The 23,269-nt window shown below is 72.8% G+C and carries 21 protein-coding genes and 1 pseudogene; 10 read left to right on the top strand and 12 right to left on the bottom strand.

Annotated features, from left to right (window positions below; genetic code table 11):
• Positions 1–2: 2 nt before the first annotated feature.
• Positions 3–2,219: pseudogene (locus tag ACIF8T_RS05120) on the bottom strand (family 43 glycosylhydrolase).
• Positions 2,220–2,454: 235 nt separating this feature from the next.
• On the opposite strand from ACIF8T_RS05120, the gene ACIF8T_RS05125 reads away from it, so the two are divergent.
• Positions 2,455–3,609 carry a right-handed parallel beta-helix repeat-containing protein gene (locus ACIF8T_RS05125; RefSeq protein ID WP_400031247.1) on the top strand — a complete coding sequence of 385 codons (1,155 nt, stop codon included), beginning with the start codon at positions 2,455–2,457 and terminating at the stop codon, positions 3,607–3,609.
• Between the two features lie 336 nt (positions 3,610–3,945).
• On the opposite strand, the gene ACIF8T_RS05130 is transcribed toward ACIF8T_RS05125, so the two are convergent.
• From ACIF8T_RS05130 to ACIF8T_RS05140, 3 genes are all read right to left on the bottom strand, one after another.
• Positions 3,946–4,776 (bottom strand): pectate lyase, encoded by an 831-nt coding sequence (locus tag ACIF8T_RS05130; protein WP_400031249.1) that lies wholly within the window; start codon positions 4,774–4,776, stop codon positions 3,946–3,948.
• 85 nt (positions 4,777–4,861) lie between these two features.
• A complete protein-coding gene (locus tag ACIF8T_RS05135; protein WP_400031251.1) occupies positions 4,862–5,725 on the bottom strand; it encodes a hypothetical protein in 864 nt (287 codons plus the stop codon).
• Positions 5,722–6,288 (bottom strand): SigE family RNA polymerase sigma factor, encoded by a 567-nt coding sequence (locus ACIF8T_RS05140; RefSeq protein ID WP_400031253.1) that lies wholly within the window; start codon positions 6,286–6,288, stop codon positions 5,722–5,724. Before ACIF8T_RS05140 ends, ACIF8T_RS05135 begins: the two co-directional genes overlap by 4 nt.
• 277 nt (positions 6,289–6,565) lie before the next feature.
• On the opposite strand from ACIF8T_RS05140, the gene ACIF8T_RS05145 reads away from it, so the two are divergent.
• Positions 6,566–8,017 (top strand): NCS2 family permease, encoded by a 1,452-nt coding sequence (locus ACIF8T_RS05145; RefSeq protein ID WP_400031255.1) that lies wholly within the window; start codon positions 6,566–6,568, stop codon positions 8,015–8,017.
• A 53-nt stretch (positions 8,018–8,070) separates the two neighbouring features.
• Here ACIF8T_RS05145 and ACIF8T_RS05150 read toward each other — a convergent pair whose 3' ends face one another.
• The 3 genes from ACIF8T_RS05150 to ACIF8T_RS05160 all read right to left on the bottom strand — a co-directional run bounded on the left by ACIF8T_RS05150 (position 8,071) and on the right by ACIF8T_RS05160 (position 10,897).
• Positions 8,071–9,528 (bottom strand): peptidoglycan D,D-transpeptidase FtsI family protein, encoded by a 1,458-nt coding sequence (locus tag ACIF8T_RS05150; RefSeq protein ID WP_400031257.1) that lies wholly within the window; start codon positions 9,526–9,528, stop codon positions 8,071–8,073.
• A 117-nt stretch (positions 9,529–9,645) separates the two neighbouring features.
• Positions 9,646–10,119: a GNAT family N-acetyltransferase gene (locus ACIF8T_RS05155; RefSeq protein WP_400031259.1), complete on the bottom strand. Its 474-nt coding sequence runs from the start codon at positions 10,117–10,119 to the stop codon at positions 9,646–9,648.
• 4 nt (positions 10,120–10,123) lie between these two features.
• Positions 10,124–10,897 carry an IclR family transcriptional regulator gene (locus ACIF8T_RS05160; protein ID WP_400031261.1) on the bottom strand — a complete coding sequence of 258 codons (774 nt, stop codon included), beginning with the start codon at positions 10,895–10,897 and terminating at the stop codon, positions 10,124–10,126.
• A gap of 142 nt (positions 10,898–11,039) precedes the next feature.
• Between ACIF8T_RS05160 and ACIF8T_RS05165 the strand changes: the two genes are divergently transcribed.
• The 5 genes from ACIF8T_RS05165 to ACIF8T_RS05185 all read left to right on the top strand — a co-directional run bounded on the left by ACIF8T_RS05165 (position 11,040) and on the right by ACIF8T_RS05185 (position 15,783).
• The gene (locus tag ACIF8T_RS05165) at positions 11,040–12,569 is read left to right on the top strand and encodes an aldehyde dehydrogenase (NADP(+)) (RefSeq protein ID WP_400031263.1); all 1,530 of its coding nucleotides are present in this window, start codon (positions 11,040–11,042) and stop codon (positions 12,567–12,569) included.
• Positions 12,566–13,222: a DUF1349 domain-containing protein gene (locus ACIF8T_RS05170; RefSeq protein ID WP_400031508.1), complete on the top strand. Its 657-nt coding sequence runs from the start codon at positions 12,566–12,568 to the stop codon at positions 13,220–13,222. Before ACIF8T_RS05165 ends, ACIF8T_RS05170 begins: the two co-directional genes overlap by 4 nt.
• A gap of 266 nt (positions 13,223–13,488) precedes the next feature.
• Positions 13,489–13,641: a hypothetical protein gene (locus ACIF8T_RS05175; protein ID WP_400031265.1), complete on the top strand. Its 153-nt coding sequence runs from the start codon at positions 13,489–13,491 to the stop codon at positions 13,639–13,641.
• Between the two features lie 238 nt (positions 13,642–13,879).
• Complete coding sequence (locus ACIF8T_RS05180) at positions 13,880–14,602, top strand: DsbA family oxidoreductase (protein WP_400031267.1); 723 nt, start codon at positions 13,880–13,882, stop codon at positions 14,600–14,602.
• A gap of 128 nt (positions 14,603–14,730) precedes the next feature.
• Positions 14,731–15,783 (top strand): aminotransferase class V-fold PLP-dependent enzyme, encoded by a 1,053-nt coding sequence (locus ACIF8T_RS05185; RefSeq protein ID WP_400031269.1) that lies wholly within the window; start codon positions 14,731–14,733, stop codon positions 15,781–15,783.
• Between the two features lie 79 nt (positions 15,784–15,862).
• Here the strand turns inward: ACIF8T_RS05185 and thpD are convergent, their stop codons facing one another.
• From thpD to ACIF8T_RS05210, 5 genes are all read right to left on the bottom strand, one after another.
• Positions 15,863–16,756 (bottom strand): ectoine hydroxylase, encoded by an 894-nt coding sequence (thpD, locus tag ACIF8T_RS05190; RefSeq protein ID WP_400031510.1) that lies wholly within the window; start codon positions 16,754–16,756, stop codon positions 15,863–15,865.
• A 19-nt stretch (positions 16,757–16,775) separates the two neighbouring features.
• Positions 16,776–17,180, bottom strand: a complete 405-nt coding sequence (locus ACIF8T_RS05195) for an ectoine synthase (RefSeq protein ID WP_400031271.1) — start codon at positions 17,178–17,180, stop codon at positions 16,776–16,778.
• 45 nt (positions 17,181–17,225) lie between these two features.
• Positions 17,226–18,497 (bottom strand): diaminobutyrate--2-oxoglutarate transaminase, encoded by a 1,272-nt coding sequence (gene ectB, locus ACIF8T_RS05200; protein WP_400031273.1) that lies wholly within the window; start codon positions 18,495–18,497, stop codon positions 17,226–17,228.
• Positions 18,498–18,562: 65 nt separating this feature from the next.
• Positions 18,563–19,075 (bottom strand): diaminobutyrate acetyltransferase, encoded by a 513-nt coding sequence (ectA, locus tag ACIF8T_RS05205; RefSeq protein WP_400031275.1) that lies wholly within the window; start codon positions 19,073–19,075, stop codon positions 18,563–18,565.
• A gap of 415 nt (positions 19,076–19,490) precedes the next feature.
• Positions 19,491–20,591 carry a pyridoxal-phosphate-dependent aminotransferase family protein gene (locus ACIF8T_RS05210; protein ID WP_400031512.1) on the bottom strand — a complete coding sequence of 367 codons (1,101 nt, stop codon included), beginning with the start codon at positions 20,589–20,591 and terminating at the stop codon, positions 19,491–19,493.
• Positions 20,592–20,785: 194 nt separating this feature from the next.
• Between ACIF8T_RS05210 and ACIF8T_RS05215 the strand changes: the two genes are divergently transcribed.
• The 3 genes from ACIF8T_RS05215 to ACIF8T_RS05225 are packed head-to-tail and all read left to right on the top strand — an operon-like array spanning position 20,786 to position 23,249.
• Positions 20,786–21,631 (top strand): ABC transporter substrate-binding protein, encoded by an 846-nt coding sequence (locus tag ACIF8T_RS05215; protein ID WP_400031277.1) that lies wholly within the window; start codon positions 20,786–20,788, stop codon positions 21,629–21,631.
• Positions 21,628–22,461 (top strand): amino acid ABC transporter permease, encoded by an 834-nt coding sequence (locus ACIF8T_RS05220; RefSeq protein ID WP_400031279.1) that lies wholly within the window; start codon positions 21,628–21,630, stop codon positions 22,459–22,461. The genes ACIF8T_RS05215 and ACIF8T_RS05220 overlap by 4 nt, the downstream gene beginning before the upstream one ends.
• Positions 22,458–23,249 carry an amino acid ABC transporter ATP-binding protein gene (locus tag ACIF8T_RS05225; RefSeq protein WP_400031281.1) on the top strand — a complete coding sequence of 264 codons (792 nt, stop codon included), beginning with the start codon at positions 22,458–22,460 and terminating at the stop codon, positions 23,247–23,249. Before ACIF8T_RS05220 ends, ACIF8T_RS05225 begins: the two co-directional genes overlap by 4 nt.
• Positions 23,250–23,269: the final 20 nt, after the last annotated feature.

Below are 23,269 nucleotides of genomic sequence, written 5' to 3' on the forward strand. Positions count from 1 at the left end.
GGTCAGCCGCGGACCGGCCGGACCGACTCCAGGGTCGGCACCACCGGCAGGATCGTCCCGTCGGCTGCGAACTCCAGGCGGTCGAGGGTGGTCTCCCGGTGGGTGCCGTCGCCGCCCGGCCGTCCGGGCCCGTCGAGGGCGAACCGGTGGTAGGCGATGTACCAGTCGTCGGTGCCGGGGACGTTGACCACCGAGTGGTGGCCGGTGCCGAGGATGCCGTACTCGGGGCGCTTGCCCAGGATCGTGCCCCGCTCGGTGAACGGGCCGAGCGGGGACGGCCCCGTCGCTTACGCCACGTGGTAGTTCTCGCTGCGGGTGTCGTCCTGCGACCACATGAAGTAGTACGTGCCGCCCCGCTCGACGACGAAGGAGCCCTCGCGGAACTCCGCCGGGGTGATGTCCCGCACCCGCGCGGCGTCGAACGACACCATGTCGTCGTTCAGCGGCACGACGTACGCCCGCCCGTTGCCCCAGTACAGGTACGCCTGCCCGTCGCGGTCCGTGAACACCGCCGGGTCGATCATCTGGCCGCGCCACGCGCCGTCCTCGGCGACGAGGGGCCTGCCCAGCGCGTCCTCGAAGGGGCCGGCGGGCGAGTCGGCCACCGCCACGCCGATCTGCTGCCCGGCGCAGAAGTAGAGGTGGTACCGGCCGTCGCGTTCCGCGATCGCGGGGGCCCAGGCGTGGCTGTCCGCCCAGGAGACGTCCGGCCCGAGGTCGAGGACGACGCCGTGGTCCTTCCAGTGGACCAGGTCCTTCGAGGAGTACGCCGAGAACCGCGTGCCGCTCCAGCCGGGGAAGCCGTCCGTCGTCGGGTGGATCCAGTACGCGCCGTCCAGGCGGCGGATGTCCGGGTCGGCGGTCAGGCCGGGCAGGAGGGGGCTGCGGGTGCGGACCGCCTCGACCGTCCAGGTGCGCCGCGTGCCGTCCGCGGCCGTCACCGTGTACGTCCGCGGCCTGCGGAAGTCGCGCCGGGTGCCGGAGGGCGGGCTGACCGTGGCGCCCTCGGCGGCCCACAGCCGCGGGGCCAGGCCGCGCAGGTCCGCGTCGGGTTCCATGGGCAGCACGACCTTGGCGGCGGACTCGGTGACGACCGCGTACCCCTTCTGCCCCGGCGCCGTCGCGTCCACGACGGAGGCGGGGCCGACCGGGTACGCGGCCAGCAGCCGGTCGTACTCCTCCTGGGTCACCGGCAGGACCGTGCCGTGCCGGGGGCTCGCCGGGAGCCGGTGGCCGGTGGACGGGGTCCACTCGCCCGAGTCGAGGTCGGTCGTCTCGAACGGGACGTAGCCGCGGCCGCCGTACTCGTCGACGAACAGGTACCACTTCTCCTCGGTGTTGGACTTGAAGACCGCCGGCCCCTCGCCGCGGTCCACGGCGCCCTCGCCGATGCACTCCGCGACGAGGTCGTACGACGTCGAGGTCAGGGACGCCGACTTCTCCCCGGTGACGAACTTCGCGCAGGGCGATCCGGAGGCCGGGTCCCGCTCGTCCTTGGTGTAGCGGTAGTACGTGCCCCGGTGCCGGACGACCGTGGAGTCGATGACCGAGTGGCCGGGGTCGTTCCAGACCTTCGGCTCGCTGAAGGTGCGGAAGTCCCGCGTGGTCGCGTACAGCATCCTGTTGTACGTGCTGCCCGCGTGCTCCGGGTCGTCGGCGGCGTACAGCTTCGACGCCCAGAAGACGACGTAGGCGCCGAGCTCCTCGTCCCAGTGCGCCTCCGGCGCCCAGGCGTTGCCCGCGTTGCCGGGGGCGACCTCCACCAGCCGCCGGTCGGTCCAGCGGACCAGGTCGGTGGACTCCCACACCATGACCGACCTGCTGCCGTGCCGCTGGACGTGGTCCCAGCTGCCGCTGCTGCCCCGGTACATGCGCAGGTCGGTGGCGATCATGTAGAACCGGTCGCCCTCGGGGGAGCGGATCACGAACGGGTCGCGCAGGCCCCGCTCGCCGAGGTCGGAGCTCAGCACCGGCTCGCCGGCGTTGAGCTCGCGCCAGTGCAGCGGGTCGTTGCCGCGGCTGAGGGCGTAGCGGATCTGCTCGCCGTCGGCGGTGTCCTCGCCGGTGAAGTAGGCGAAGAGGTAGCCGGCGTAACGGGGGTGGTCCACGGGGGGCGCTCCGGGGTGTGCGGTGCCGGGCGGGGCGGTGAGCAGGGCGAGGAGGAGGGCGGGGAGGACGAGCAGCGGGAGCAGGAGCGTGCGGGCGGTGCGCGGACGCATGGCGCTTCCTGTCGGAGTCCGGGGGATTCTGTTGGATGCGCTGCCCTCGGAGTGTCACCAGCGGCGGACAGGGCGTCAACCGGCGCGGGAGGGGCGGCGGGGACCGAAAGTTTCGACGTCGTTTCGGGCCGCGCGGCAACCCTTTCCGCCCGGGCGGCGACCTCGAAGCGGCACCGGCCGGAGCGGGCCCCTCCCACCCCGGTGCCGCCCACCCGTCCCCTGAGAAAGGAACGCCGTGCGCCACAGCACCGGACGCCACCGCAGGACGCGCACCCTCTCCGTCGCCGCCGCGGTGGCCTGTGCCGCGGGAGCGGGCGGTGTCTGCCTCGGCCTGTCCGACGGCGGGGCCCGGGCCGCCTCCACCACCGTCACGGTCTCCACCACCGCGCAGCTCGCCGCGGCCGTGCGGAACGCGACGGCCGGCACCGTCATCCAGGTCCGCGGCGGCACCTACCGGCCGGCCGCCACCCTCGAGTCCACCGCCGACGGCACCCCCTCGGCCCGCATCACGCTGAAGGCCTACGCCGGGGAGAAGGTGACCGTCGACGGCTCCGGGCTGCCCGACGGCTCCTGGCTGGCCGGGATCCACGGCGACCACTGGACCGTCGAGGACATCGCCTTCCGCAACTCCCCGGCCCAGGGCTTCGTCGCCACCTCCTCCACCGGCGGGATCTTCCGCAACCTCGTCACCGCGGACAACGGCGGCACCGGTTTCACCCTGCGCGGCGACGGCACCACCGACAACCTCGTGCAGAACCTCGACAGCCACGGCAACCACGACCCGGGCGCCCACGGCCGGAACGCGGACGGCATCGCCGTCACGTTCGGCTCCGGGACGGGGAACAGGATCACCGGGGCGCGGCTGTACGACAACTCCGACGACGGCCTGGACCTGTGGCAGTTCTCCTCGCCGGTCACCGTCGAGCACTCCTGGGCCTTCGGCAACGGCGAGAACCGCCGGGACGACACCGCCTTCGAGGGCAACGGCAACGGCTTCGAGCTGGGCGGCGGGGGCGCCTCGGCCGCCCACGTCGTCCACCACAACGCGGCCTGGGACAACACCCTGCACGGCTTCACCGGGAACTCCAACCCCGGGGCCCCGGCCCTCGACCGCAACACCGCCTACGCCAACGCCTCCTCCGGCTTCCACTTCGCCACCGGCACGGCCCGGCTCGGCGAGAACCTCTCCGCCGGCAACCGGGGCGGCGCCGCGGAGCTGGGCGCGTCCGCGGTGTCCGCCGGCAACACCTGGGACCGGGGGACCGCCACCCCGGCCTTCCGGTCGACCGACGCCACGACCGCCCGCGCGGCCCGCGCGGCGGACGGCTCGCTGCCCGCCACGGCCTTCCTGACGACGGGGTCGGCCGCCGTCGGCTCGACCATGGACTGAGGGCTGTCGTCCGGGTCACGCCGCGGACGCGGGGCCGGCGACACGCAGTCGATTCCCCGCGACCCGATCCGGACGACAGCCCCTGGCCCGGGCCCACCGGTAACGCGAACGCCCCCGCCGGCCGAAGCCGGCGGGGGCGCCCTGCCGTCCGGCCGAGGGGGGCTCGGCCGGGGCTGGTCCGGCCGTCCGGAGGGGGGCTCCGAACGGCCGAGGTGCCGGGGTCCGGATGGGGGTCCGGATTCCCGGCGCCCGGCCGCCCCAGGGGGGGTGTCGGGGCGGCCGGGACCGGGCCGCCGTACGACGGCCCGGGGTCAGGTGCGACGTGGTGTCACGGTGTCACTGGTAGCTGATGTCCGAGGAGCTGAACTTGCAGGACGTGCCGTCCGGGCCGGAGCCGAGCTCCTTCGGCTCCTTGCCGGTGTTGTTGCCCTGGAAGCGGGTGCACGTCTTGATCTTCTTCTTGCTGTCGCCGTGGATGCGGATCTTCGACAGCTTGGCGGTGTCGCCGTAGTTGGTGTTGATGCCGACGATCGACTTGCCGGGCGCGGTCACGTCGATGTCGCTCAGCTCGATCGTGCGCTTGTACTGCGTCCCGCAGTTGCCGCAGGAGCGGACCAGCTTGCCGAAGTTCTCCACCTGGAAGCCGGTCACGACGAGCTTGCCGGCGCCGTTGAACTGGAGCACCTTGTCGTCGGCGTTCCTGGCGCCGCCGCCGATCACCTTGTAGACGGCGGACGACGACTTGCCCTTGAAGCTGGCCGCGTCCTCGCCGACGTCCAGCCACCACACGTTCTCCAGCGTGCAGGTGCCCTTGCAGTGCACGCCGTCCGCGGCCGGGGTGCCGATGACGACGTTCTTCAGGACGGCGCCGTCGGCCAGCTCGAAGACCGGGTCCTGGCCCTCGTCCTGGCCGCTGCCGCCCAGTTCGCCGGAGCCGTAGAACTTCTTCAGCTTGCCGTCGTAGGTGCCCGTCACCTTGATGGTGCTGGACACGGCCTGGCTGCCCTTGGCGGTCGGCCAGGTGGAGGCGGCGCCCGCGGAGGACAGCATCGTCGTGGTGACGATCGCCGCCCCCGTGATGCCGAGGGCGGAGGCCCCGGCGATCAGCGCGCGCCGCTTGGTGGTCCGGCGGCGGTGGCGGACGCGCTGTTCTGCTGGTGCAGTCATGTACCGATTCCTCAAGTGCGTGGTGGCTCTTGCGTGATGTGGTCGCCGCCGGTGAGGAAAGGGTTGCCGCGTCCGCGGAAATTTTTTACGCGTCGTCCTCGTCCGTCTCGTCGCCGCCGCCGCGGGCCGCGAAGTCGCCGCCCACGGCGAGCCGTTCGGCCCCCGCGGTGCCCGTCGCCGAGTAGCTGTCGTCCCTGGCGTCCCGGCCGCCGCGCGCGTGGTCGTACTGCCCCGCGAACACCCACTCGCCCGCCGGGACCGTGCGGCCCTCCTTCAGCGTCCAGGTGTAGACGAGGAAGCCGTCCCGCTCCTCGACCGCGAACGCGAAGTCCTCCTCGGGCAGCGACCGCCACGCCCCGGTGGACGACACCCCGCCGGTCTGCGCGATGCGCAGCTCGACGGTGAGCGCGCTCAGCGCCTCGGTGGTCTTCAGGGTGATGTTGCTCTGCGCCCAGAAGTCGTTGCTGTGCGGGTCGACCGAGCCGTCCGACCACAGCGGGCCGTCCTCGACCCCGTCGGGGCGGGACGTCGACGGGGTGCCGGCCGTGCTCGGGGTCCGCGAGGGCGGCGTGCTGGGGGTCCGGGTCGCGGGAGCGGTGCTCGGCGCCGGCTGCACCGGCGGCTCGGGCGCCCGGCTCGTCGCCTCCGGGGACGGCGTCGGCGTCGGCGAGACGGCCACCTCCCGCTGGGGCGGCGCCTCCTCGCCCTTCACCGCCGACGCGACCGCGTACCCGCCCACCGCGAGCACGCCCGCGACGGCGGCCGTGGCGGACACCACCCGCGCCCAGCCCCACACCGGCGGGCGCGTCGCCCGGTGGTCGGCGCGGGCCGGACCGGCCATGCCGCGCTCCACCCGGGCCAGGATCCGGGCCCGGTCGGGCTCGTGCGCCCCGGCCGCCTCCTGCAGCCGGGCGCGCAGCTCGTCGTGCACGTCCCGCCGCATGGTCATCGGTCCCTTCCTCCGGACTCACCGGTGCGTGCCATCGCCGCATGCACCTGTTTCGGTACCGCCTGCGCGCCGAGCAGCCGCTGCAGTTCGGCCATTCCCTTCGACGTCTGGCTCTTCACCGTACCCACCGAGACGCCCAGGGCGAGCGCGGTGTCCTTCTCCGAGAGGTCGAAGGCGTGCCGCAGCACGACACAGGCCCGTTTGCGGAACGGCAGCCGGCGCAGCGCCTCCCGCACGTCCACCACCCCCGCCACGTCCGGGTTCTCCGTCTTCTCCTCGCGCTGCGACCAGAACAGCGCGATGCGCCGCCGCTCGCGCACCGCGCTGCGGATCCGGGTGCGGGCCAGGTTGGCGACCACCCCGCGGGCGTACGCCACCGGATGGTCCGCGGCCCGCACCCGGTCCCAGCGGTGCCACAGCGCCAGCAACGCGTCCGCCGCCAGGTCGTCGGCGGTGTCCGACTCGCCGGTCAGCAGGTAGGCGAGACGGGACAGTTCGGCGTAGTGGCGCTCGAAGAAGGCATGGAACTCCACGGAGGCGGCGTCGTCGACGACTGTGCCCACGGGCGACCTCTCCTCGCAGTGGCCTGAGGCACCCGGCGGGCACCCTGTGCGTGCGTGTCATGTAGATGACATGTGAACGTCCGGAGCTGACACGGACGAGATCCGGAGCGTAGCAGTGATCGTGGACCGGCTCGTACGGGGCTTCGAACGTCGTATGGCGGGTCGACCCCGATTCCGTAACACGGAGAAAACCCGAACGGGGTTCAGCGCCGCCACAATCCAGCCAGCATCCGCATGCGATCACCATCGACCGCCCAGGCACCGAGGAGCACCCGCCATGTCCCAGACCCCGCAGGCGGCCGGCCCGCCGGACGCCCCGCCTCCCGCGGCGCACGGCCTCGACCGGTTCTTCCGGATCTCCGCGCGGGGATCCACCGTCGGCCGGGAGATACGCGGCGGCTTCGCCACGTTCTTCACCATGGCCTACATCCTTGTCCTGAATCCGATCATCCTCGGCAGCGCGAAGGACAAGTTCGGGCACCAGCTCGACGCGGTCCAACTCACCACCGCCACCGCCCTGGTGGCCGCCGTGATGACGATCGTCATGGGCGTCGGCGGCAACCTGCCGCTCGCGCTCGCCGCCGGACTCGGCCTGAACGCCGTCGTCGCCTTCCAGATCGCCCCGCTGATGAGCTGGGACGACGCCATGGGCCTGGTCGTCCTGGAGGGCCTGCTGATCTGCGTGCTGGTGGTGACCGGCCTGCGCGAGGCGGTCATGCACGCCATCCCGCAGCCGCTCAAACAGGCCATCAGCGTCGGGATCGGCCTGTTCATCGCGTTCATCGGCTTCGTCGACGCCGGGTTCGTCAGCCGCATCCCGGACGCCGCGAACACCACCGTCCCCGTCCAGCTGGGCGGTTCGGGCACGCTCACCGGGTGGCCGATGCTGGTCTTCTGCCTCGGCGTGCTGCTGACGGTCGGACTGCTGGCCCGCGGGGTCAAGGGCGCCATCCTGATCAGCATCGTCGCCATGACGGCCGCCGCGATCGTCATCGACGCCGTCGCCGAGGTCGGGACGTGGGGCCTGACCACGCCCCGGTGGCCCGAGGAGGTCGTCGGCGCCCCCGACTTCGGACTGATCGGCGACTTCAGCCTGTTCGGCGCGTTCGGCCGGACCGGTGTGATCACGGTCGTCCTGCTGGTCTTCACGCTGGTCCTGTCCGACTTCTTCGACACCATGGGCACGGTCGTCGGCGTCAGCGCCGAGGCCGGGCTGCTGGACGAGGACGGCAGGGTGCCGGACCTCGGCCGGGTGCTGCTGATCGACGGCGCCGCGGCCGTCGCGGGCGGCGCGGCCTCCGCCTCCTCCGCCACCTCCTACATCGAGTCGGCGGCCGGCGTCGGCGAGGGCGCGCGCACCGGCTTCGCCAACCTGGTCACCGGCGGCCTGTTCGGCCTCGCGCTGTTCCTGACCCCGCTGCTCACCATCGTGCCGCTCCAGGCGGCGGCCCCGGCCCTGGTCGCCGTCGGCTTCCTGATGATGACCCAGGTCAAGCACATCGACTGGGACCGCTACGAGATCGCCGTCCCGGCGTTCCTGACCATCGCCGTGATGCCGTTCACGTACTCCATCACCAACGGCATCGGGGCCGGCTTCCTGGCCTACGTCGTCATCAAGACCGTGCTCGGCAAGGCCCGGGAGGTGCACGGGCTGCTGTGGGGGACCTCGGCGCTGTTCCTGGTGTACTTCGCCGTCGACCCGGTCGAGCAGCTGCTCGGCGTGGGCTGACGCGGACGGGCCGCCCCCGCGGGCACCGGGGCGGCCCGCCCCGGCCGGACGACTCAGTCCTTCAGCGCCGCCTCCATCACGGCCTTGGCGACCGGTGCCGCCAGTCCGTTGCCGCTGACCTCCGAGCGGGCCGCGCCGGACTGCTCGACGACGACCGCCACGGCGACCTCCCGGTCCGACGCGTCGGACGTCGCGTAGGAGGTGAACCAGGCGTACGGCGTCCGGCTGTTGTTCTCGCCGTGCTGGGCCGTGCCCGTCTTGCCGCCCACGGTCGCGCCGGGGATCCGCGCGTTGGTGCCGGTGCCCTCCTCCACGACGGTCCGCATCGCCGACCGCAGCTGCTCGGCGGTCGAGGAGCTGACGATCCGCCGCGACCCGGCCGCGTCGTCGTAGTCCTCCAGCACGTCGCCGCCGCCGTCGGTGATCCGGGACACCATGTGCGGCGTGACGAGCTCGCCGCCGTTGGCGAGCGCGGCCGACACCATGGCGATCTGCAGCGGGGTGGCGGTGACGTCGAACTGGCCGATGCCGGTCAGGGCGGTCTGCGCCTCGTCCATGTCCGACGGGTACACGCTCTCGTAGGCCCGCACCGGCACGTCCTGCTCGTCGTCGTTGAAGCCGAACCTCTCGGCCGTCGCCCGCACCTTGTCCTGGCCGAGCCGGACGGCCATCTTCGCGAAGACGTTGTTGCACGAGTACTGCAGGGCGACCCGGATCGAGGCGTTCTCGCAGGGCGCGTCCGGGTTCTCGTTCGTCAGCTCCCGGACGGTGCCGGGCAGCGTGTACGGGTCGGGGCTGTCGGTCCGCTCGTCGACCGAGGAGTACAGCCCGTCCTCCAGCGCGGCCGCCGCCACCACCAGCTTGAACGTCGATCCCGGCGGCAGCGGCTGGCGCAGCGCCCGGTTGGTGAGCGGCTTGTCCGCGTCCTTCGTCAGCCTCTCCCAGGCCGCGCCGGCGGTGTTGGCGTCGGTCAGCGACGACGGGTCGTACGACGGCGTCGACACCACCGCGAGGATCCGGCCGGTCCCCGGGTCGATGGCGACGGCCGCGCCCTTCTTGTCGCCGAGCGCCTCGTACGCCGCCCGCTGCACGTCCGGGTCGATCGTGGTGACGACGGTGCCCGGGTCGGCCCGCTCGCCGGTGACCGTGTCCATCACGGTCCTCAGGCGGGTGTCCGTGCCGTTGAGCAGGTCCTCGTAGATGCCCTCCAGCTGGGTGGGCGCGTAGGCCTGCGAGGCGTAGCCGGTCACCGCCGCGTACAGCGGGCCGTTCTCGTAGGTGCGCTTGTAGGCGAGGTCGCCGCCCTTCGTCCGCGCCGAGCCGGTGATCGCCTCACCGGCCACGACGATGTTCCCGAGCGGCTCCGCGTACGTGTCGATCGCGTTGCGCCGGTTGTCCTTGTCGTCCGCGAGTGCCCGGCCCTCGTAGAACTGCACCCAGGTCGCCCGCACCAGCAGGGCGAGCACCAGCAGCAGGGTGAAGACCGCGGCACGCCTGATCGTCTTGTTCATGGCGTACGGGAGGACGAACGGGATCGGCGGGAACGTTCCCTTCCGTCCGGATTCTCATCCGGTGTTCATGAACGGCCGCGGGCGGGGACGCGCCGGTTCCGCGAGGCGGGGACGCGCTCAGCCCTCCAGCGTGAGCACGACCTCGTCGATCTCCGCGCCGCGCGCCGCCGCCCACCCCGTGGCCCGCGCGGTCACCCGGAAGCCGCACTTCTCCAGCACGCGCAGCGACCCGGCGTTGTCCGCGGCCGCCCGTGCGTACAGGGGCCGTTCGGGCACCTCGCCGAGCAGGCCGCGCAGCGCCGCGGTGGCCACGCCCCGGCCCCAGTGGGCGCGGTCGATCCAGTACGTCACCTCCCGCTCGCCCGGCTCCCCGTACACCGCCGCGCTGCCCACCACGTCGCCGTCGGCGAGCACCGTGCGGACCAGCACGCCGGACGAGGAGCGCAGCCTCGCCCAGTGCGCGTCGAAGGCGGACCGGTCGGACGGGTCCTCGGGGGTGAAGGCGGCCATGCGCAGCGACTCGGGGTCGTTCATCTGCCGGTAGAACACCGGCAGGTCGCTGTCGTGGACCGCGCGGAGCGCGACGTGCATCGGTTCACAGCCTCCGGGTGGCGAGGGTGAGACGGTCCCGCGCGTCGAACAGCGCGTCCTTCACCATCTGCTCGTGCGCGGGCGTCAGCCGCGCCACCGGCACCGAGCAGCTGATCGCGTCCCGCGCGGGCGTCCGGTACGGGATCGCCACGCCGAAGCAGCGCAGCCCCAGCGTGTTCTCCTCGCGGTCCACGGCGAAGCCCTGCTCCCGGACCTGGTGCAGCTCCTCGATGAGCTTCTCCCGGTCGGTGAGGGTGTTCTCGGTCAGCGCGGGCAGCGTCTCGGGGAGCATCTTGCGGACCTGCTCGTCGCTGTAGGTCGCGAGGATCGCCTTGCCCAGCGAGGTCGAGTGCGCGGGCAGCCGACGGCCGACCCGGGTGAAGGGGCGCAGGTAGTGCTGCGACTGGCGGGTGGCCAGGTAGACGACGTTCGTGCCGTCGAGGCGGGCGAGGTGGATCGTCTCGGTGGTGTCGTCGGAGAGGCGGTCCAGGGTCGGGCGGGCCGCCGCGACCACCTCGTCGCCGTCGATGTAGGAGGTGCCGACCAGCAGGGCGCGGACGCCGATGCCGTAGCGCGTGCCCGTCGCGTCCGTCTCGACCCAGCCGAGGTCCACCAGGGTGCGCAGCAGCATGTACAGGCTGGACTTGGGGTAGCCGACGGCCTCCTGGACCGCCGCCAGGGAGTGCATGCCGGGGCGTCCGGCGAAGTACTCCAGCAGTTCGACGGTCCGCACCGCCGACTTCACCTGCGCCCCGCCGCCCGTCTCGCCAGCCGACATCGCCCTTGACCCCTTCGTTCGACGGGAAATAGTCTCACCAGCATATTCAGCATCAGAGACGGTGTTCAGTATATCGAACACCCTGGTGAGTGACGTACGTACTGCGGCATTGCATGCGGCAATCGATGTGGAGGGACCCGCGGTGGCAGCAGCACCAGTCTGGAGTGTCGACCCCCGAACCGGGAAGCAGCGTGAACAGGTTGCGGTGGAGGCCACAGCCCAGGAGGTCGACGCCGCGGTCCGCGCCGCCCACGAGGCACGCGGCGCCCTGGCCGACCGCGCCGTGCGCGCGGCCTTCCTGCGGGCCTGCGCCGACGAGCTGCAGGCGGCCAAGGACGGACTCGTGGAGACCGCCGACGCCGAGACCGCCCTCGGCCCGGTCCGGCTGACCGGCGAACTCGCCCGCACCTGCTATCAGCTGCGGGCCTTCGCCGACATCGTCGACGAGGGCGCCTTCCTCGACGTCGTCATCAACCACCCCGACGACACCGCGACCCCGCCGATCCCGGACCTGCGCCGGTACAAGGTGCCCCTCGGCGTCGTCGCCGTCTACTCGGCCTCCAACTTCCCCTTCGCCTTCTCCGTCGCCGGCGGCGACACCGCGAGCGCGCTGGCGGCCGGCTGCCCCGTCGTGGTCAAGGCCCACCCCGACCACCCGGGCCTGTCCGAGCTGGTCGCCAAGGTGCTGCGCCGGGCCGCCGCCGCGCACGGCGTGCCCGAGGGCGTCGTGGGCCTGGTGCACGGGTTCGAGGCGGGCATCGAGCTGATCAAGCACCCGCTGGTCGCGGCGGCGGGCTTCACCGGCTCGGTCAAGGGCGGCCGCGCGCTGTTCGACGCGGCGGCCGCGCGCCCGGTGCCGATCCCCTTCCACGGCGAGCTGGGCTCCCTGAACCCGGTCGTCGTCACCGAGGCCGCGGCGGCCGAGCGCGCGGAGGCCATCGGGCAGGGCCTCGCCGGCTCGATGACGCTGGGCGTCGGCCAGTTCTGCGTGAAGCCGGGCCTCGTGCTCGCGCCGTCCGGCGCGGCCGGCGACCGGCTGCTGAAGTCCCTGACGGACGCCGTCAGCGACACCGAGGCGGGCGTCCTGCTCGACCACCGCATGCGCGACAACTTCGTCGCCGGCGTGGCCGAGCGCGCCGGGCTGCCCGACGTGGAGTCCCCGGTGACGCCGGGCGCGGGCGGCGAGCACACCGTCAGCGCCGGCTTCCTCACCGTGCCGGCCGGCCGGCTGGCCGAGGAGGGCGAGCACGACCTGCTGCTGGAGGAGTGCTTCGGCCCGGTGACCGTCGTCGCCCGCTACGAGGACGAGGCGGAGGTCGAGGCGGTCCTCGGGCGGCTGCCCGGCAACCTCACCGCGACCGTGCACCTCTCCGAGGAGGAGGCCGCGGGCCGGGGCCGCGGCGCGGAGCTGCTGCAGGACCTGACGCCGCTGGCCGGCCGCGTGCTGGTGAACGCCTGGCCGACGGGGGTCGCGGTCGCCCCGGCCCAGCACCACGGCGGGCCGTACCCGGCCACCACCTCCACGTCGACCTCCGTGGGCGGCACGGCCATCGAGCGCTGGCTGCGCCCGGTGGTCTACCAGAACGCCCCCGAGGCCCTGCTGCCCCCCGAGCTGCGCGACGACAACCCGCTGGGGCTGCCGCGGCGGTTCGACGGAAGGCTGGAGCGCTGACCCGCGACCAGGACGCGGAACGGGGGAGCGGGCGGGCTCCGGGCACGGACCTCCGCCTTCCCGGGCTCCCGTTCCCCCTCCGCCCCCACGGCCCCGACGGCCACTGGTCCCACCGGGACGGTGTGCTCACCGGCCGGGCCGGGCCGCGGCAGGACCGGTTCGTGCCGCCCACGGGCGAAGCGCTCGATCCCGCCTCCGACGCGCCGCGGCTGCTCGGGGCGCCCGACGGGGACTTCCGGCTGGTCGCCCGGGTCACGGTCGGGTCCGCGGCGCCGTTCGACGCCGGGGCGCTCTACGTCCACGTCGGCGAGCGGGCCTGGGCCAAGCTCTGCCTGGAGTACTCCCCGGACGTGCCCACCGTCTGCACGGTGGTCACCCGGGGACACTCCGACGACGCCAACTCCTTCGCCGTGGACGGCGCTTCCGTCTGGCTCCGGGTGAGCCGCACCGGCCGCGCCTTCGCCTTCCACGCCTCCCGCGACGGCGAGCGCTGGACGTTCGTCCGCCTCTTCACCCTGGGCGGCGAGCGGGAGACGGGAGCGGCCCTGGTCGGCTTCATGGCGCAGTCGCCGACGGGGGAGGGCTGCGCGGTCGCGTACGACCACATCGCCTTCCGGCCGGGCGGGCCGGCCGGCCTGCGGGACGGCACCTGAGCGGACGCGGGCGCCCCGGGGCCCGGGACGGGCACCGGGGAACCGCCGCGCCGGGGGCACGTCCTCCGCGGCACGACCGCGACGCGCCGGACCCCTCGGAGGCCGGTCGTCAGGACCTGCCTGCCCGCCGAGGCCGCGGCCGTCGCCGCGCCGCGCGGGCGGGCCCGCGCCACGTGCTGCCCCGACGGCTTCCCGGACGACGGCGCCGACCGGCCGGGCCGGTGGCGTGCGGCCCTGACGCGCCGGGACGGGCAGGTGCCGGCGCGGTGCGCGACGGGCTCCTCGCGGGCATCGCCTCCTTCCGCACGCCCGGGGACGCCCCCGCGGACACGGTCACGCCGTTCCGGTTCCACGTCGACCCCGGCCACCGGCGCACCGGTGTCGGCACGGCCCCGCGCACCGCCTGCGTGGAGCGGTGACGTGCCGGGGGCCGGCGCGCCGCCGTCCTCGACGTCCACGCCGGCAACGCGCGGGCCCGGTCCTTCTCCGCCCGCCACGGCCGGGTCCCGGACCCGGAGCACCCGCCCGTCGCGGACGACCACCCCTGCGCCTGTCCCGGCGGCCGGCCGCCGGGGAATGAACACGGCTGTTTGAACGTTCACGTACCCGCCCGCGGAGACCGCCTCCGCACCGGTACGACCTGGAGAGAGCCCCGCCATGCGCGTCGAGATCTGGAGCGACATCGCCTGCCCCTGGTGCTACGTCGGCAAGGCCCGCTTCGACAAGGCGCTGGCGGCCTTCCCGCACCGCGACCGGGTCGAGGTGGTGCACCGGTCCTTCGAGCTGGACCCGGGCCGCGCCAAGGACGACGTCCAGCCCGTCGTCACGATGCTCACCCGGAAGTACGGCATGAGCGAGGCGCAGGCGCTGGCCGGCGAGGACAACCTGGGCGCCCAGGCCGCCGCCGAGGGCCTGCCCTACCGCACCCGGGGCCGCGACCACGGCAGCACCTTCGACATGCACCGCCTGCTGCACCTCGCCAAGGAGCGGGGCCGGCAGGACGCCCTGCTGGAGATCCTCTACCGGGCGAACTTCGCCGAGGAGCGGTCCGTCTTCGCCGACGACGAGCGGCTCGTGGAGCTGGCCGCCGAGGCCGGTCTGGACGCCGGCGCCGCGCGCGCCGTGCTCGCCGACCCGGCCGCGTACGCCGACGCCGTCCGCGCCGACGAGCGCGAGGCCGCGGAGCTCGGCGCGACCGGGGTGCCGTTCTTCGTCCTCGACCGGACCTACGGCGTCTCCGGCGCCCAGCCCGCCGAGGTCTTCGCCCGGGCACTGGCCCAGGCGTGGGGGGAGCGGTCGCCCCTGAAGCCCGTCCGGCCCGGCGGGCAGCCGGACGCCGACGCGTGCGGACCGGACGGCTGCGCCGTGCCGCAGCACTGACCGCACCCGCGGGCCGCGGCCCGGGTACGACGAACCCGCAGGTCGCGGCCCACGCATAAGAATCCCTTGGCGGAACCGGGCAGGAATACGCGATGGACGGGGAGGTGCCGGGGCCGCAGAGTGGACCCATGGAGACCTTCGAGAGCCTCGTCCGCGCCGAGTTCGCCCCGGAGAACACCTACCTCAACACCGCGAGCAACGGCCTCCTGCCGGCCCGCACCGTGACCGCCCTGCACGAGGCCGTGCGGATCCGGGCCGAAGGCAGGCCCCTGGGCCCCCTGTACGAGGACGTCGAGGCCGTGCGGGCCTCCTTCGCCCGGCTGGCCGGCGTGCCCGTCGAGCGGGTCGCGACCGGGGGCTCCGTCACCGAACTCGGCTCCCTGATCGCGGCCTCGCTGCCCGCCGGGGCCGAAGTCCTCACCGCGGAGGGCGACTTCGCCTCCCTGGTCAACCCCTTCCACGTGCGCGGCGACCTCAAGGTGCGGGCCGTCCCCCTGGAGCGCCTCGCCGAGTCGGTCCGCCCGGGCACCGCGCTCGTCGCGGTCAGCTCCGCCCAGTCCGCCGACGGCCGCGTGGCCGGCCTGGCGGAGCTGCGCGCCCGGGCCCGCGAGCACGGGGCCCGCCTCTACGTCGACGCCTCCCAGTCGGCCGGCTGGCTGCCGCTGGAGGCCGACGGCTGCGACTTCCTCGCCGCCGTGGGCTTCAAGTGGCTGATGGGCCCGCACGGGGCCGCCCTGTTCGTCGTCCCCGAGGACTTCGGCGGACTGACACCGCTGCTCGCCGGCTGGGCCGCCGGGGAGGTCCCCTGGGACAGCTGCTACGGCCCCGTCGAACACCTGGCCCGCTCCGCCCGGCGGTTCGACGTGAGCCCCGCCCTGTTCACCCACGCGGGGCTGCGCGCCTCCCTCGCCCTGCTGGAGGAGCTCGGCGTGGACGCCGTGCGCGCCCACGACCTCGGCCTCGCCGACCGGTTCCGCGCGGGGCTCGCGGAGCTCGGCCACGCCCCCGTGCCGTCCCCCGGCTCGGCGATCGTCTCCGTGCCCGGACTCGGCCACCGGCAGCCCGACCTGAGCCGGGCGGGCATCGAGGTCTCCGACCGCGCGGGCAACCTGCGCGCGTCCTTCCACCTGTACAACACGGCCGCGGACGTCGACCGGCTGCTGGACGTGCTGGCGGGCTGACACGGCCGGGCGGGGCCTCCCGTGCCGCACGGGGAGGCCCCGCCCGAGGGCCGTGCCACCCGGCCGGTCCGGGGTCCGGTCACCTCACCGGCGTGAAGTCCCGCGCCCCGATGAACTCCGGCCGCCGCACCGGCGCCGCGAACGGCTCGACCGCCGTGTTCTCCACGCTGTTGAACACGATGAACACGTTGCTGCGCGGGAACGGCGTGATGTTGTCCCCGGAGCCGTGCATGGCGTTGCAGTCGAACCAGGTCGCCGAACCGGCCCTGCCGGTGAACAGCCGGATGCCGTGCTCGGAGGCCAGCCCGGTCAGCGCCTCGTCCGACGGCGTGCCCGCGTCCTGCATCCGCAGCGACTTCTTGTAGTTGTCCTTCGGCGTGGCCCCCGCGCAGCCGAGGAACGTCTTGTGCGACCCCGGCATGATCATGAGTCCGCCGTTGGTGTCGTGGTTCTCGGTCAGCGCGATCGAGACCGACACCGTGCGCATGCGCGGCAGCCCGTCCTCGGCGTGCCAGGTCTCGAAGTCCGAGTGCCAGTAGAAACCGCTGGCCCCGAAGCCCGGCTTGACGTTGATCCGGGACTGGTGGACGTACACGTCCGAGCCCAGGATCTGCCGTGCCCGGCCGACGACCCGCTCGTCGCGCACCAGCCGCGCGAACACCTCGCTGATCCGGTGCACCTCGAAGACGGACCGGATCTCCTTCGACCGCGGCTCCACGACGGAGCGTTCGTCGGCGCGGATCTCCGGGTCGGCGACGAGCCGTTCCAGCTCCTGCCGGTAGACGGCGACCTCGTCCTCGGTGAGGAGCTCGTCGACGGCCAGGAAGCCGTCGCGCTCGAACGCCCCGAGCTCCAGGGGCTGGAAGGGCCCGGGCGCGTCGGGCACGCCCCAGACGACCGGGTCCTGACGGGGGGTCAGCACCTCGCCGGCGCCGCGGGTCGGGTAGAGATCGGTGACGGGGGTCGTGGTCATGGTGGTGGTCATGGCGGTGTCACACCTCCTCGGGTTCGGTGAGCAGCGGGTAGACGCCGTTCTCGTCGTGGTCCTCCCGCCCGGTCACGGGCGGGTTGAACACGCAGATGCAGCGGAAGTCCTCCTTGACCTCGAGCGTGTGCCGCTCGTGGCCGTCCAGGAGGTACATGGTTCCGGGCGTGATGGTGTGGGTCCGCCCGGTCTCGTGGTCGGTGAGCTCGGCCTCGCCCTCGACGCAGACGACGGCCTCGACGTGGTTGGCGTACCACATCGACGTCTCGGTGCCCGCGTACAGGACCGTCTCGTGCAGGGAGAAGCCGACCCTCTCCTTGGCGAGCACGATGCGCTTGCTCTCCCACGTCCCGGACGCGGCCTTCACATGCCGGTCGGTGCCTTCGATCTCCTGGAAGGAACGGACGATCACGGTGCTGCGATGCCTCCTAGTTGGTTCTGACCTGGCCGGTCGCGGTCAGGCGGTCTCGCGGACGGCGCGGGCGAGGATGCTCAGGCCCTCGTCCAGTTCGTCCGGGGTGACGGTCAGGGCGGGCAGGAGCTTGACGACCTCGCTCTCCGGGCCGGACGTCTCGATGAGCAGCCCGAGCTCGAAGGCGCGCCGCGCGACCCGCCCGGCCCGCGCCTTGTCGTGGAACTCCAGGCCCCACACCAGGCCGCGGCCCCGGTACTCCTCGACGTCGGCGAGGTTCTCCTCGGTGAGGGCGATCAGCGCCCGCTCGACCTGCTCGCCGCGGGTGCGGGTCTGCTTCTCCATCGCGGAGCCGTCGGTCCAGTACGCCTCCAGGGCCGCGGTCGCGGTGACGAAGGCGGGGTTGTTGCCGCGGAAGGTGCCGTTGTGCTCGCCCGGCTCCCAGACGTCCAGCTCCGGCTTGAACAGGCACAGCGACATCGGCAGGCCGTAGCCGCTGATGGACTTGGAGACGGTGACGATGTCGGGCGTGATGCCGGCCTCCTCGAAGGAGAAGAAGGCGCCGGTGCGGCCGCAGCCCATCTGGATGTCGTCGACGATCAGCAGCATGTCCTGCCGCTCGCACAGGCCGGCGAGCGCGCGCAGCCACTCCGGGCGGGCGACGTTGATGCCGCCCTCGCCCTGCACGGTCTCCACGATCACCGCGGCGGGCTTGTCGAGACCGGAGCCCTGGTCCTCCAGCAGCCGCTCGAACCACAGGAAGTCCGGGACCGTGCCGTCGAAGTAGTGGTCGAACGGCATCGGTGTGCCGTGCACCAGCGGGATGCCGGCACCGGCCCGCTTGAAGGCGTTGCCGGTCACGGCCAGCGAGCCCAGCGACATGCCGTGGAAGGCGTTGGTGAAGGACACGACGGCCTCGCGCCCCTTCACCTTCCGGGCCAGCTTCAGCGCGGCCTCGACGGCGTTGGTGCCGGTCGGGCCCGGGAACATCACCTTGTACGGCAGGTCGCGCGGGCGCAGCACCAGGTTCTGGAAGGACTCCAGGAAGGCGCGCTTGGCCGTCGTCGACATGTCGAGCCCGTGGGTGACGCCGTCCCGGGCCAGGTAGTCGATCAGCGCCCGTTTCAGCACCGGGTTGTTGTGCCCGTAGTTCAGCGAGCCGGCGCCGGCGAAGAAGTCGAGGTACTCGTGGCCGTCCTCGTCGTACATGCGGCTGCCCGCCGCGCGGTCGAAGACGGTGGGCCAGCCGCGGCAGTAGCTGCGCACCTCGGACTCCAGGGTCTCGAAGACGCTCAGGTCGGGCTGGGTGATGGTCACGACGAATCGCTCCTCGGTGCGTGGGGGGAGTTTCGAAGACGGTCGGGGGAGAGGGGGGGAGGGCGTCAGACGGAGACGGGGAGCGGGCCGATGCGGTACAGGACCTCGGGGTCGTGCGGCCCGTCGGGGAACAGGCCCGTCCCGAACAGCACCTCGCGCTCCAGCGGGGCGCCGTGCCGCCCGGCGAACGAGGTGAACAGGCGCTCGGAGGCGGTGTTGCCCGGGGTGATGGTGGTCTCGACGTTCCTCACCCCGTACTGCTCGACGGCCCGCGCGGCCAGCCCGTCGAGCAGCGCGGCGGCCAGCCCGCGGCCCCGGTGCGCCTCGTCCACCGCCACCTGCCAGACGAGCAGGGTGCGCGGGCGGTCCGGCCGGAGGTAGCCGGTGACGAAGCCGATCGGCTCGCCGTGCTCGTCACGGGCGACGGCCGAGGTGCCGGCGAAGTCCCGGCACCACAGCAGATAGCTGTACGACGAGTTCAGGTCGAGCACCTTCGAGTCCTTGGCCATCCGCCACAACGCGGCCCCGTCCGCCACCTTCGGACGGTCGATGTGCAGCTTCACTTGCGTGGCAGTCATGCAAATTGAACTTACCCAGCCGAATTCGAAATTGCATCGCCGGACGGGGTTACGTCCGCACGGGCCGTGTGTTATCGGGCGGGCGCACATGTCCCCGCGAATCGGCAGGGAAAAGTCAAGGTTCGTCCGGACATTACTGGGCAAAAGGGACGGTCTGTGGAACGCGTCACAGCCGTGTCGTCCTCACGAAATCTGCCCGCAACGCACCGGTCGGCGTTCGCAGAATCTTCGCGTTTGGCTTCCGGGAGGCCGGGCAGAAGAAGACGGAAGCCGCATGGAATTGCTTATGGAAATACGGGTGGAAAAGAATTTCGGAATCGTATTGAATTCAGGATCCGGCCGCCCGCCCGGCGCGCCCGGCGATTTCTCCCTCGGCCCCCTCGGCCCGTCGGCGCGCCCGGCGGTCTCCCCGTCGTCAGCGCCAGGCGTCCTCCGCCGCCCGCAGGGCCCCGGTCACGTCCGCGGCGAGGTTCCGCTCGGCCAGGGCGGCGCCCAGGGCCGCGAGGCTCGCGCGGACCGCGCCCGGGGTCGCGTCCGGGCCGTAGTGGTTCACCCGGATCATCTCCTTGGCCAGCGCGCCCCCGCCCGCGGCCAGCGGCGCCGCCGGGTCGGCCTCCAGCGCCCGGGCCACCAGCTCAGCGGCGACCACGCCCGACGGTGCCCGCAGCGTCGTGGCGACCGGCGCCGCCTCCGCCGCCCGGTGCACGTACGGCTCCAGCCCGCCGCCCAGCGCGAGAGCCCCGGCCCGCGTCGCCGCGGCGGCCGACGCGTGGCGGCCCGTCACCGCCTCCAGCCCCACCGCCTCGATCCGCTCCACGCACGCCTCCAGCGCCAGCATCTCCAGCTGCGCCGGGGCGTGCGGCAGGGTGGTGCGGCCGCCGTCGATCCACCGCTCCTTCCAGTCCAGCAGGGAGAGGTAGGAGCGCCGCGGCGCCCGGGGGTTGGCCGCCATCCGGGCCCAGGCCCGCTCGCTCACCGACACCGCCGACACCCCGGCCGGGCCGCCCATCGCCTTCTGCGCGCCGATCACGCACAGGTCGACGCCCCACGCGTCGGGCAGCACCGGCTCGGCGCCGACCGACGCCACCGCGTCCAGGTAGAACAGCGCGCCGTGCGCCCGCACCACCTCGCCGATCTCCGCGACCGGGTTGGTGTTCCCGGTCGCCGCCTCCGCGTGCACCAGGGAGACGAAGTCGATCTCCGGGTGCGCGGCGAAGGCCTCGCGGATCTGCTCGGCCGTGACCGCCGTGTGGAAGGGCACCGCCAGGTCGTGCACGGTGGCGCCGCAGTCCCGCAGCCAGTTCCCGAAGGTCTGCCCGTACGGGCCGGTGATCACGTTGAGCGCGGTCGTGCCGGGCCCGGCGGTGGAGCGGATCGCGCCCTCCAGCGGCAGCAGCGCCTCGCCCTGCATGATCACGACGTCCTGCCGGGTGTCCAGCAGCCGGGCGACCCGGTCCTCGATCGCGGCGAAGTGCGCGGCGGTCAGCGGGGGCAGGTCGAGGAAGGGGTGGGTCACGGCGGTGCTCTCTTCGCTCACGGGATCGACGCAGACGAGGGTAGCTCCGGCCCGCACCCCCGTCGCTCCCGTCCCACGCCCCGGCCCCCGGGGCCGACTTCTTAGGTCGAGCGGCCGCCCTGCCATCGGTTTGATTTGAATGGTCCAAACCTCTCCTTATAATCGGAACCACAGTTCCCTCATAGGAGGTCCCCGTGAACACCGTCCTCAGGCGCCGGGCCCGTCTCCTGGCCGCCACCACCGCGACGGCCGGGCTGGTCCTCGTGGCCGGCTGCACCTCCAGCGACGACGGCGACGGCGGGACGAAGACCGCCGCCGGCGGCGTCGAACTCGTCAAGGCCGGGCAGCTCACCACCTGCACCCACCTGCCGTACCCGCCCTTCCAGTCGGAGATCGACGGCAAGGTGCAGGGCTTCGACGTGGCCCTGATCGACCTGGTCGCCGACGACCTGGGCGTGAAGCAGCAGATCCTCGACACCCCGTTCGAGAACTTCAAGACCGGCGCCTTCCTCAACTCCGGCGAGTGCGACCTGGCCGCCGCCGGCATGACCATCACCGAGGAGCGCAAGAAGAACGTCGACTTCTCGGACCCGTACTTCGAGGCCACCCAGGCGGTCCTGGCCGACAAGGACAGCGGGATCTCCTCCTTCGCCGACCTCAAGGGCGCGAAGACCGGCGCCCAGGCGCAGACCACCGGCGAGGACTACGCCAAGAGCAAGGGCCTGGACCCGGTCTCCTTCGAGTCCTCCGACGCCGTCCTCAACGGCCTGCGCACCGGCCAGGTCGACGCGGTCGTCATCGACTACCCGGTCGTCCAGGGCTGGCTGAAGGACAAGGCCAACGCCGACGCCTTCGAGGTCGCCGAGCAGATCAACACCGGCGAGCAGTACGGCTTCACCGTGAAGAAGGGCAACGACAAGCTGCGCGAGGCCATCGACAAGGCCCTGGCCGACGCCAAGGCCGACGGCACGTACAAGAAGCTGTACGAGCAGTGGATCGGCCCGTACGAAGAGTCCGCGGCCTCCCCGTCCGCCTCATGACGGGTCCGGACACCGCGCTCCAGCCGAAGAAGAAGGGCCTGACCCGCCGCCAGAAGCGCAGCCTGTCGCGCGGTGTCCAGTACGTCGTCTTCGTCGCCGCCGTGATCGCCTTCGCGGTCACGGCCGACTGGGACCGCCTGGCGAACCAGTTCGCCCAGCGTGAGATCGCGGGGCAGATGTTCCCCGAGGTCATCACGCTGGCGCTGAAGAACACCGTGCTGTACACCCTGTCCGGCTTCGCCGTCGGCCTGGTGCTCGGCATGGTCATCGCGCTGATGCGGCTGTCGTCCGTGGGCCCCTACCGCTGGCTCGCCGGCGTCTACATCGAGATCTTCCGCGGCCTGCCCGCCCTGCTGATCTTCATCTTCATCGGCGTGGCCGTCCCGCTGGCCTTCCCCGGCACGGAGATCGTCGGCGGCACCTACGGCAAGGTGGCCCTCGCGCTCGGCCTGGTGGCCGCGGCGTACATGGCGGAGACCTTCCGCGCGGGCATCCAGGCCGTGCCCAAGGGGCAGATGGAGGCGGCCCGTTCGCTGGGCTTCTCGCACGCCCGGGCGATGGTCTCGATCATCCTCCCGCAGTCCTTCCGGATCATCCTCCCGCCGCTCACCAACGAACTGGTCCTGCTGTTCAAGGACTCCTCGCTGGTGCTGTTCCTCGGGGTCACGCTGGAGGAGCGGGAACTGTCCAAGTTCGGCCGCGACCTGGCCAGCCAGACCGCCAACTCCACGCCGATCCTCGTCGCCGGCCTGTGCTACCTGCTGGTCACGATCCCGCTCGGCTTCGTCGTACGCCGCATGGAGGCGAAGGCCCAGGAGGCCGTGAAATGAGCCGACCGGAGATCCGGGTCAGCGGACTGCACAAGTCCTTCGGGGACAACGAGGTGCTGCGCGGCATCGACCTGGAGATCGAGCAGGGCGAGGTCGTCTGCGTCATCGGCCCGTCCGGCTCCGGCAAGTCCACGCTGCTGCGGTGCGTGAACCTGCTGGAGGAGCCGACGAAGGGGCAGGTGTTCGTCGGCGGCACGGAGGTCACCGACCCGGACGTCGACATCGACGCCGTGCGCCGCCGCATCGGCATGGTCTTCCAGCAGTTCAACCTCTTCCCGCACCTGACGGTGACCGAGAACCTGACGCTGCCGCAGCGCCGGGTGCTCGGACGGGACAAGGCGGCGGCCGCGCGGGTCGCCGCGGAGAACCTGGAGCGGGTGGGCCTCGCCGAGAAGGCGGCCGCCTACCCCTCCTCCCTCTCCGGCGGCCAGCAGCAGCGCGTCGCCATCGCCCGCGCGCTGGTGATGGGGCCCGAGGTGATGCTGTTCGACGAGCCGACGTCCGCGCTCGACCCGGAGCTGGTGGGCGACGTCCTCGCGGTGATGCGGATGCTCGCCCGGGACGGCATGACCATGATGGTCGTGACCCACGAGATGACCTTCGCCCGCGAGGTCGCCGACCGGGTCGTCTTCATGGACGGCGGAGTGATCGTCGAGGACGGCAGCCCCGAGCAGGTCATCTCCCACCCCCGCCACGAACGCACCCGCCACTTCCTCTCCCGCCTCCTCGACCCCGCGATGGCGGACGTGGAGGAGGAGACCTCGGACCAGGTGGGCAAGGGCCACTAGCGGCTCACTAGGGTGCGGTG

It is taken from the genome of Streptomyces sp. NPDC085946 (assembly GCF_044540485.1).
In the GTDB taxonomy this organism is placed as follows: Bacteria; Actinomycetota; Actinomycetes; order Streptomycetales; family Streptomycetaceae; genus Streptomyces.

Bases quoted from the DNA above. Each gene is read 5' to 3' on its own strand.
- ACIF8T_RS05130 (WP_400031249.1), bottom strand. From the start codon at position 4,776: ATGACTGCACCAGCAGAACAGCGCGTCCGCCACCGCCGCCGGACCACC.
- ACIF8T_RS05135 (WP_400031251.1), bottom strand. From the start codon at position 5,725: ATGACCATGCGGCGGGACGTGCACGACGAGCTGCGCGCCCGGCTGCAG.
- ACIF8T_RS05145 (WP_400031255.1), top strand. From the start codon at position 6,566: ATGTCCCAGACCCCGCAGGCGGCCGGCCCGCCGGACGCCCCGCCTCCC.
- ACIF8T_RS05150 (WP_400031257.1), bottom strand. From the start codon at position 9,528: ATGAACAAGACGATCAGGCGTGCCGCGGTCTTCACCCTGCTGCTGGTG.
- ACIF8T_RS05155 (WP_400031259.1), bottom strand. From the start codon at position 10,119: ATGCACGTCGCGCTCCGCGCGGTCCACGACAGCGACCTGCCGGTGTTC.
- ACIF8T_RS05160 (WP_400031261.1), bottom strand. From the start codon at position 10,897: ATGTCGGCTGGCGAGACGGGCGGCGGGGCGCAGGTGAAGTCGGCGGTG.
- ACIF8T_RS05180 (WP_400031267.1), top strand. From the start codon at position 13,880: ATGCGCGTCGAGATCTGGAGCGACATCGCCTGCCCCTGGTGCTACGTC.
- ACIF8T_RS05185 (WP_400031269.1), top strand. From the start codon at position 14,731: ATGGAGACCTTCGAGAGCCTCGTCCGCGCCGAGTTCGCCCCGGAGAAC.
- thpD (WP_400031510.1), bottom strand. From the start codon at position 16,756: ATGACCACGACCCCCGTCACCGATCTCTACCCGACCCGCGGCGCCGGC.
- ectA (WP_400031275.1), bottom strand. From the start codon at position 19,075: ATGACTGCCACGCAAGTGAAGCTGCACATCGACCGTCCGAAGGTGGCG.
- ACIF8T_RS05220 (WP_400031279.1), top strand. From the start codon at position 21,628: ATGACGGGTCCGGACACCGCGCTCCAGCCGAAGAAGAAGGGCCTGACC.
- ACIF8T_RS05225 (WP_400031281.1), top strand. From the start codon at position 22,458: ATGAGCCGACCGGAGATCCGGGTCAGCGGACTGCACAAGTCCTTCGGG.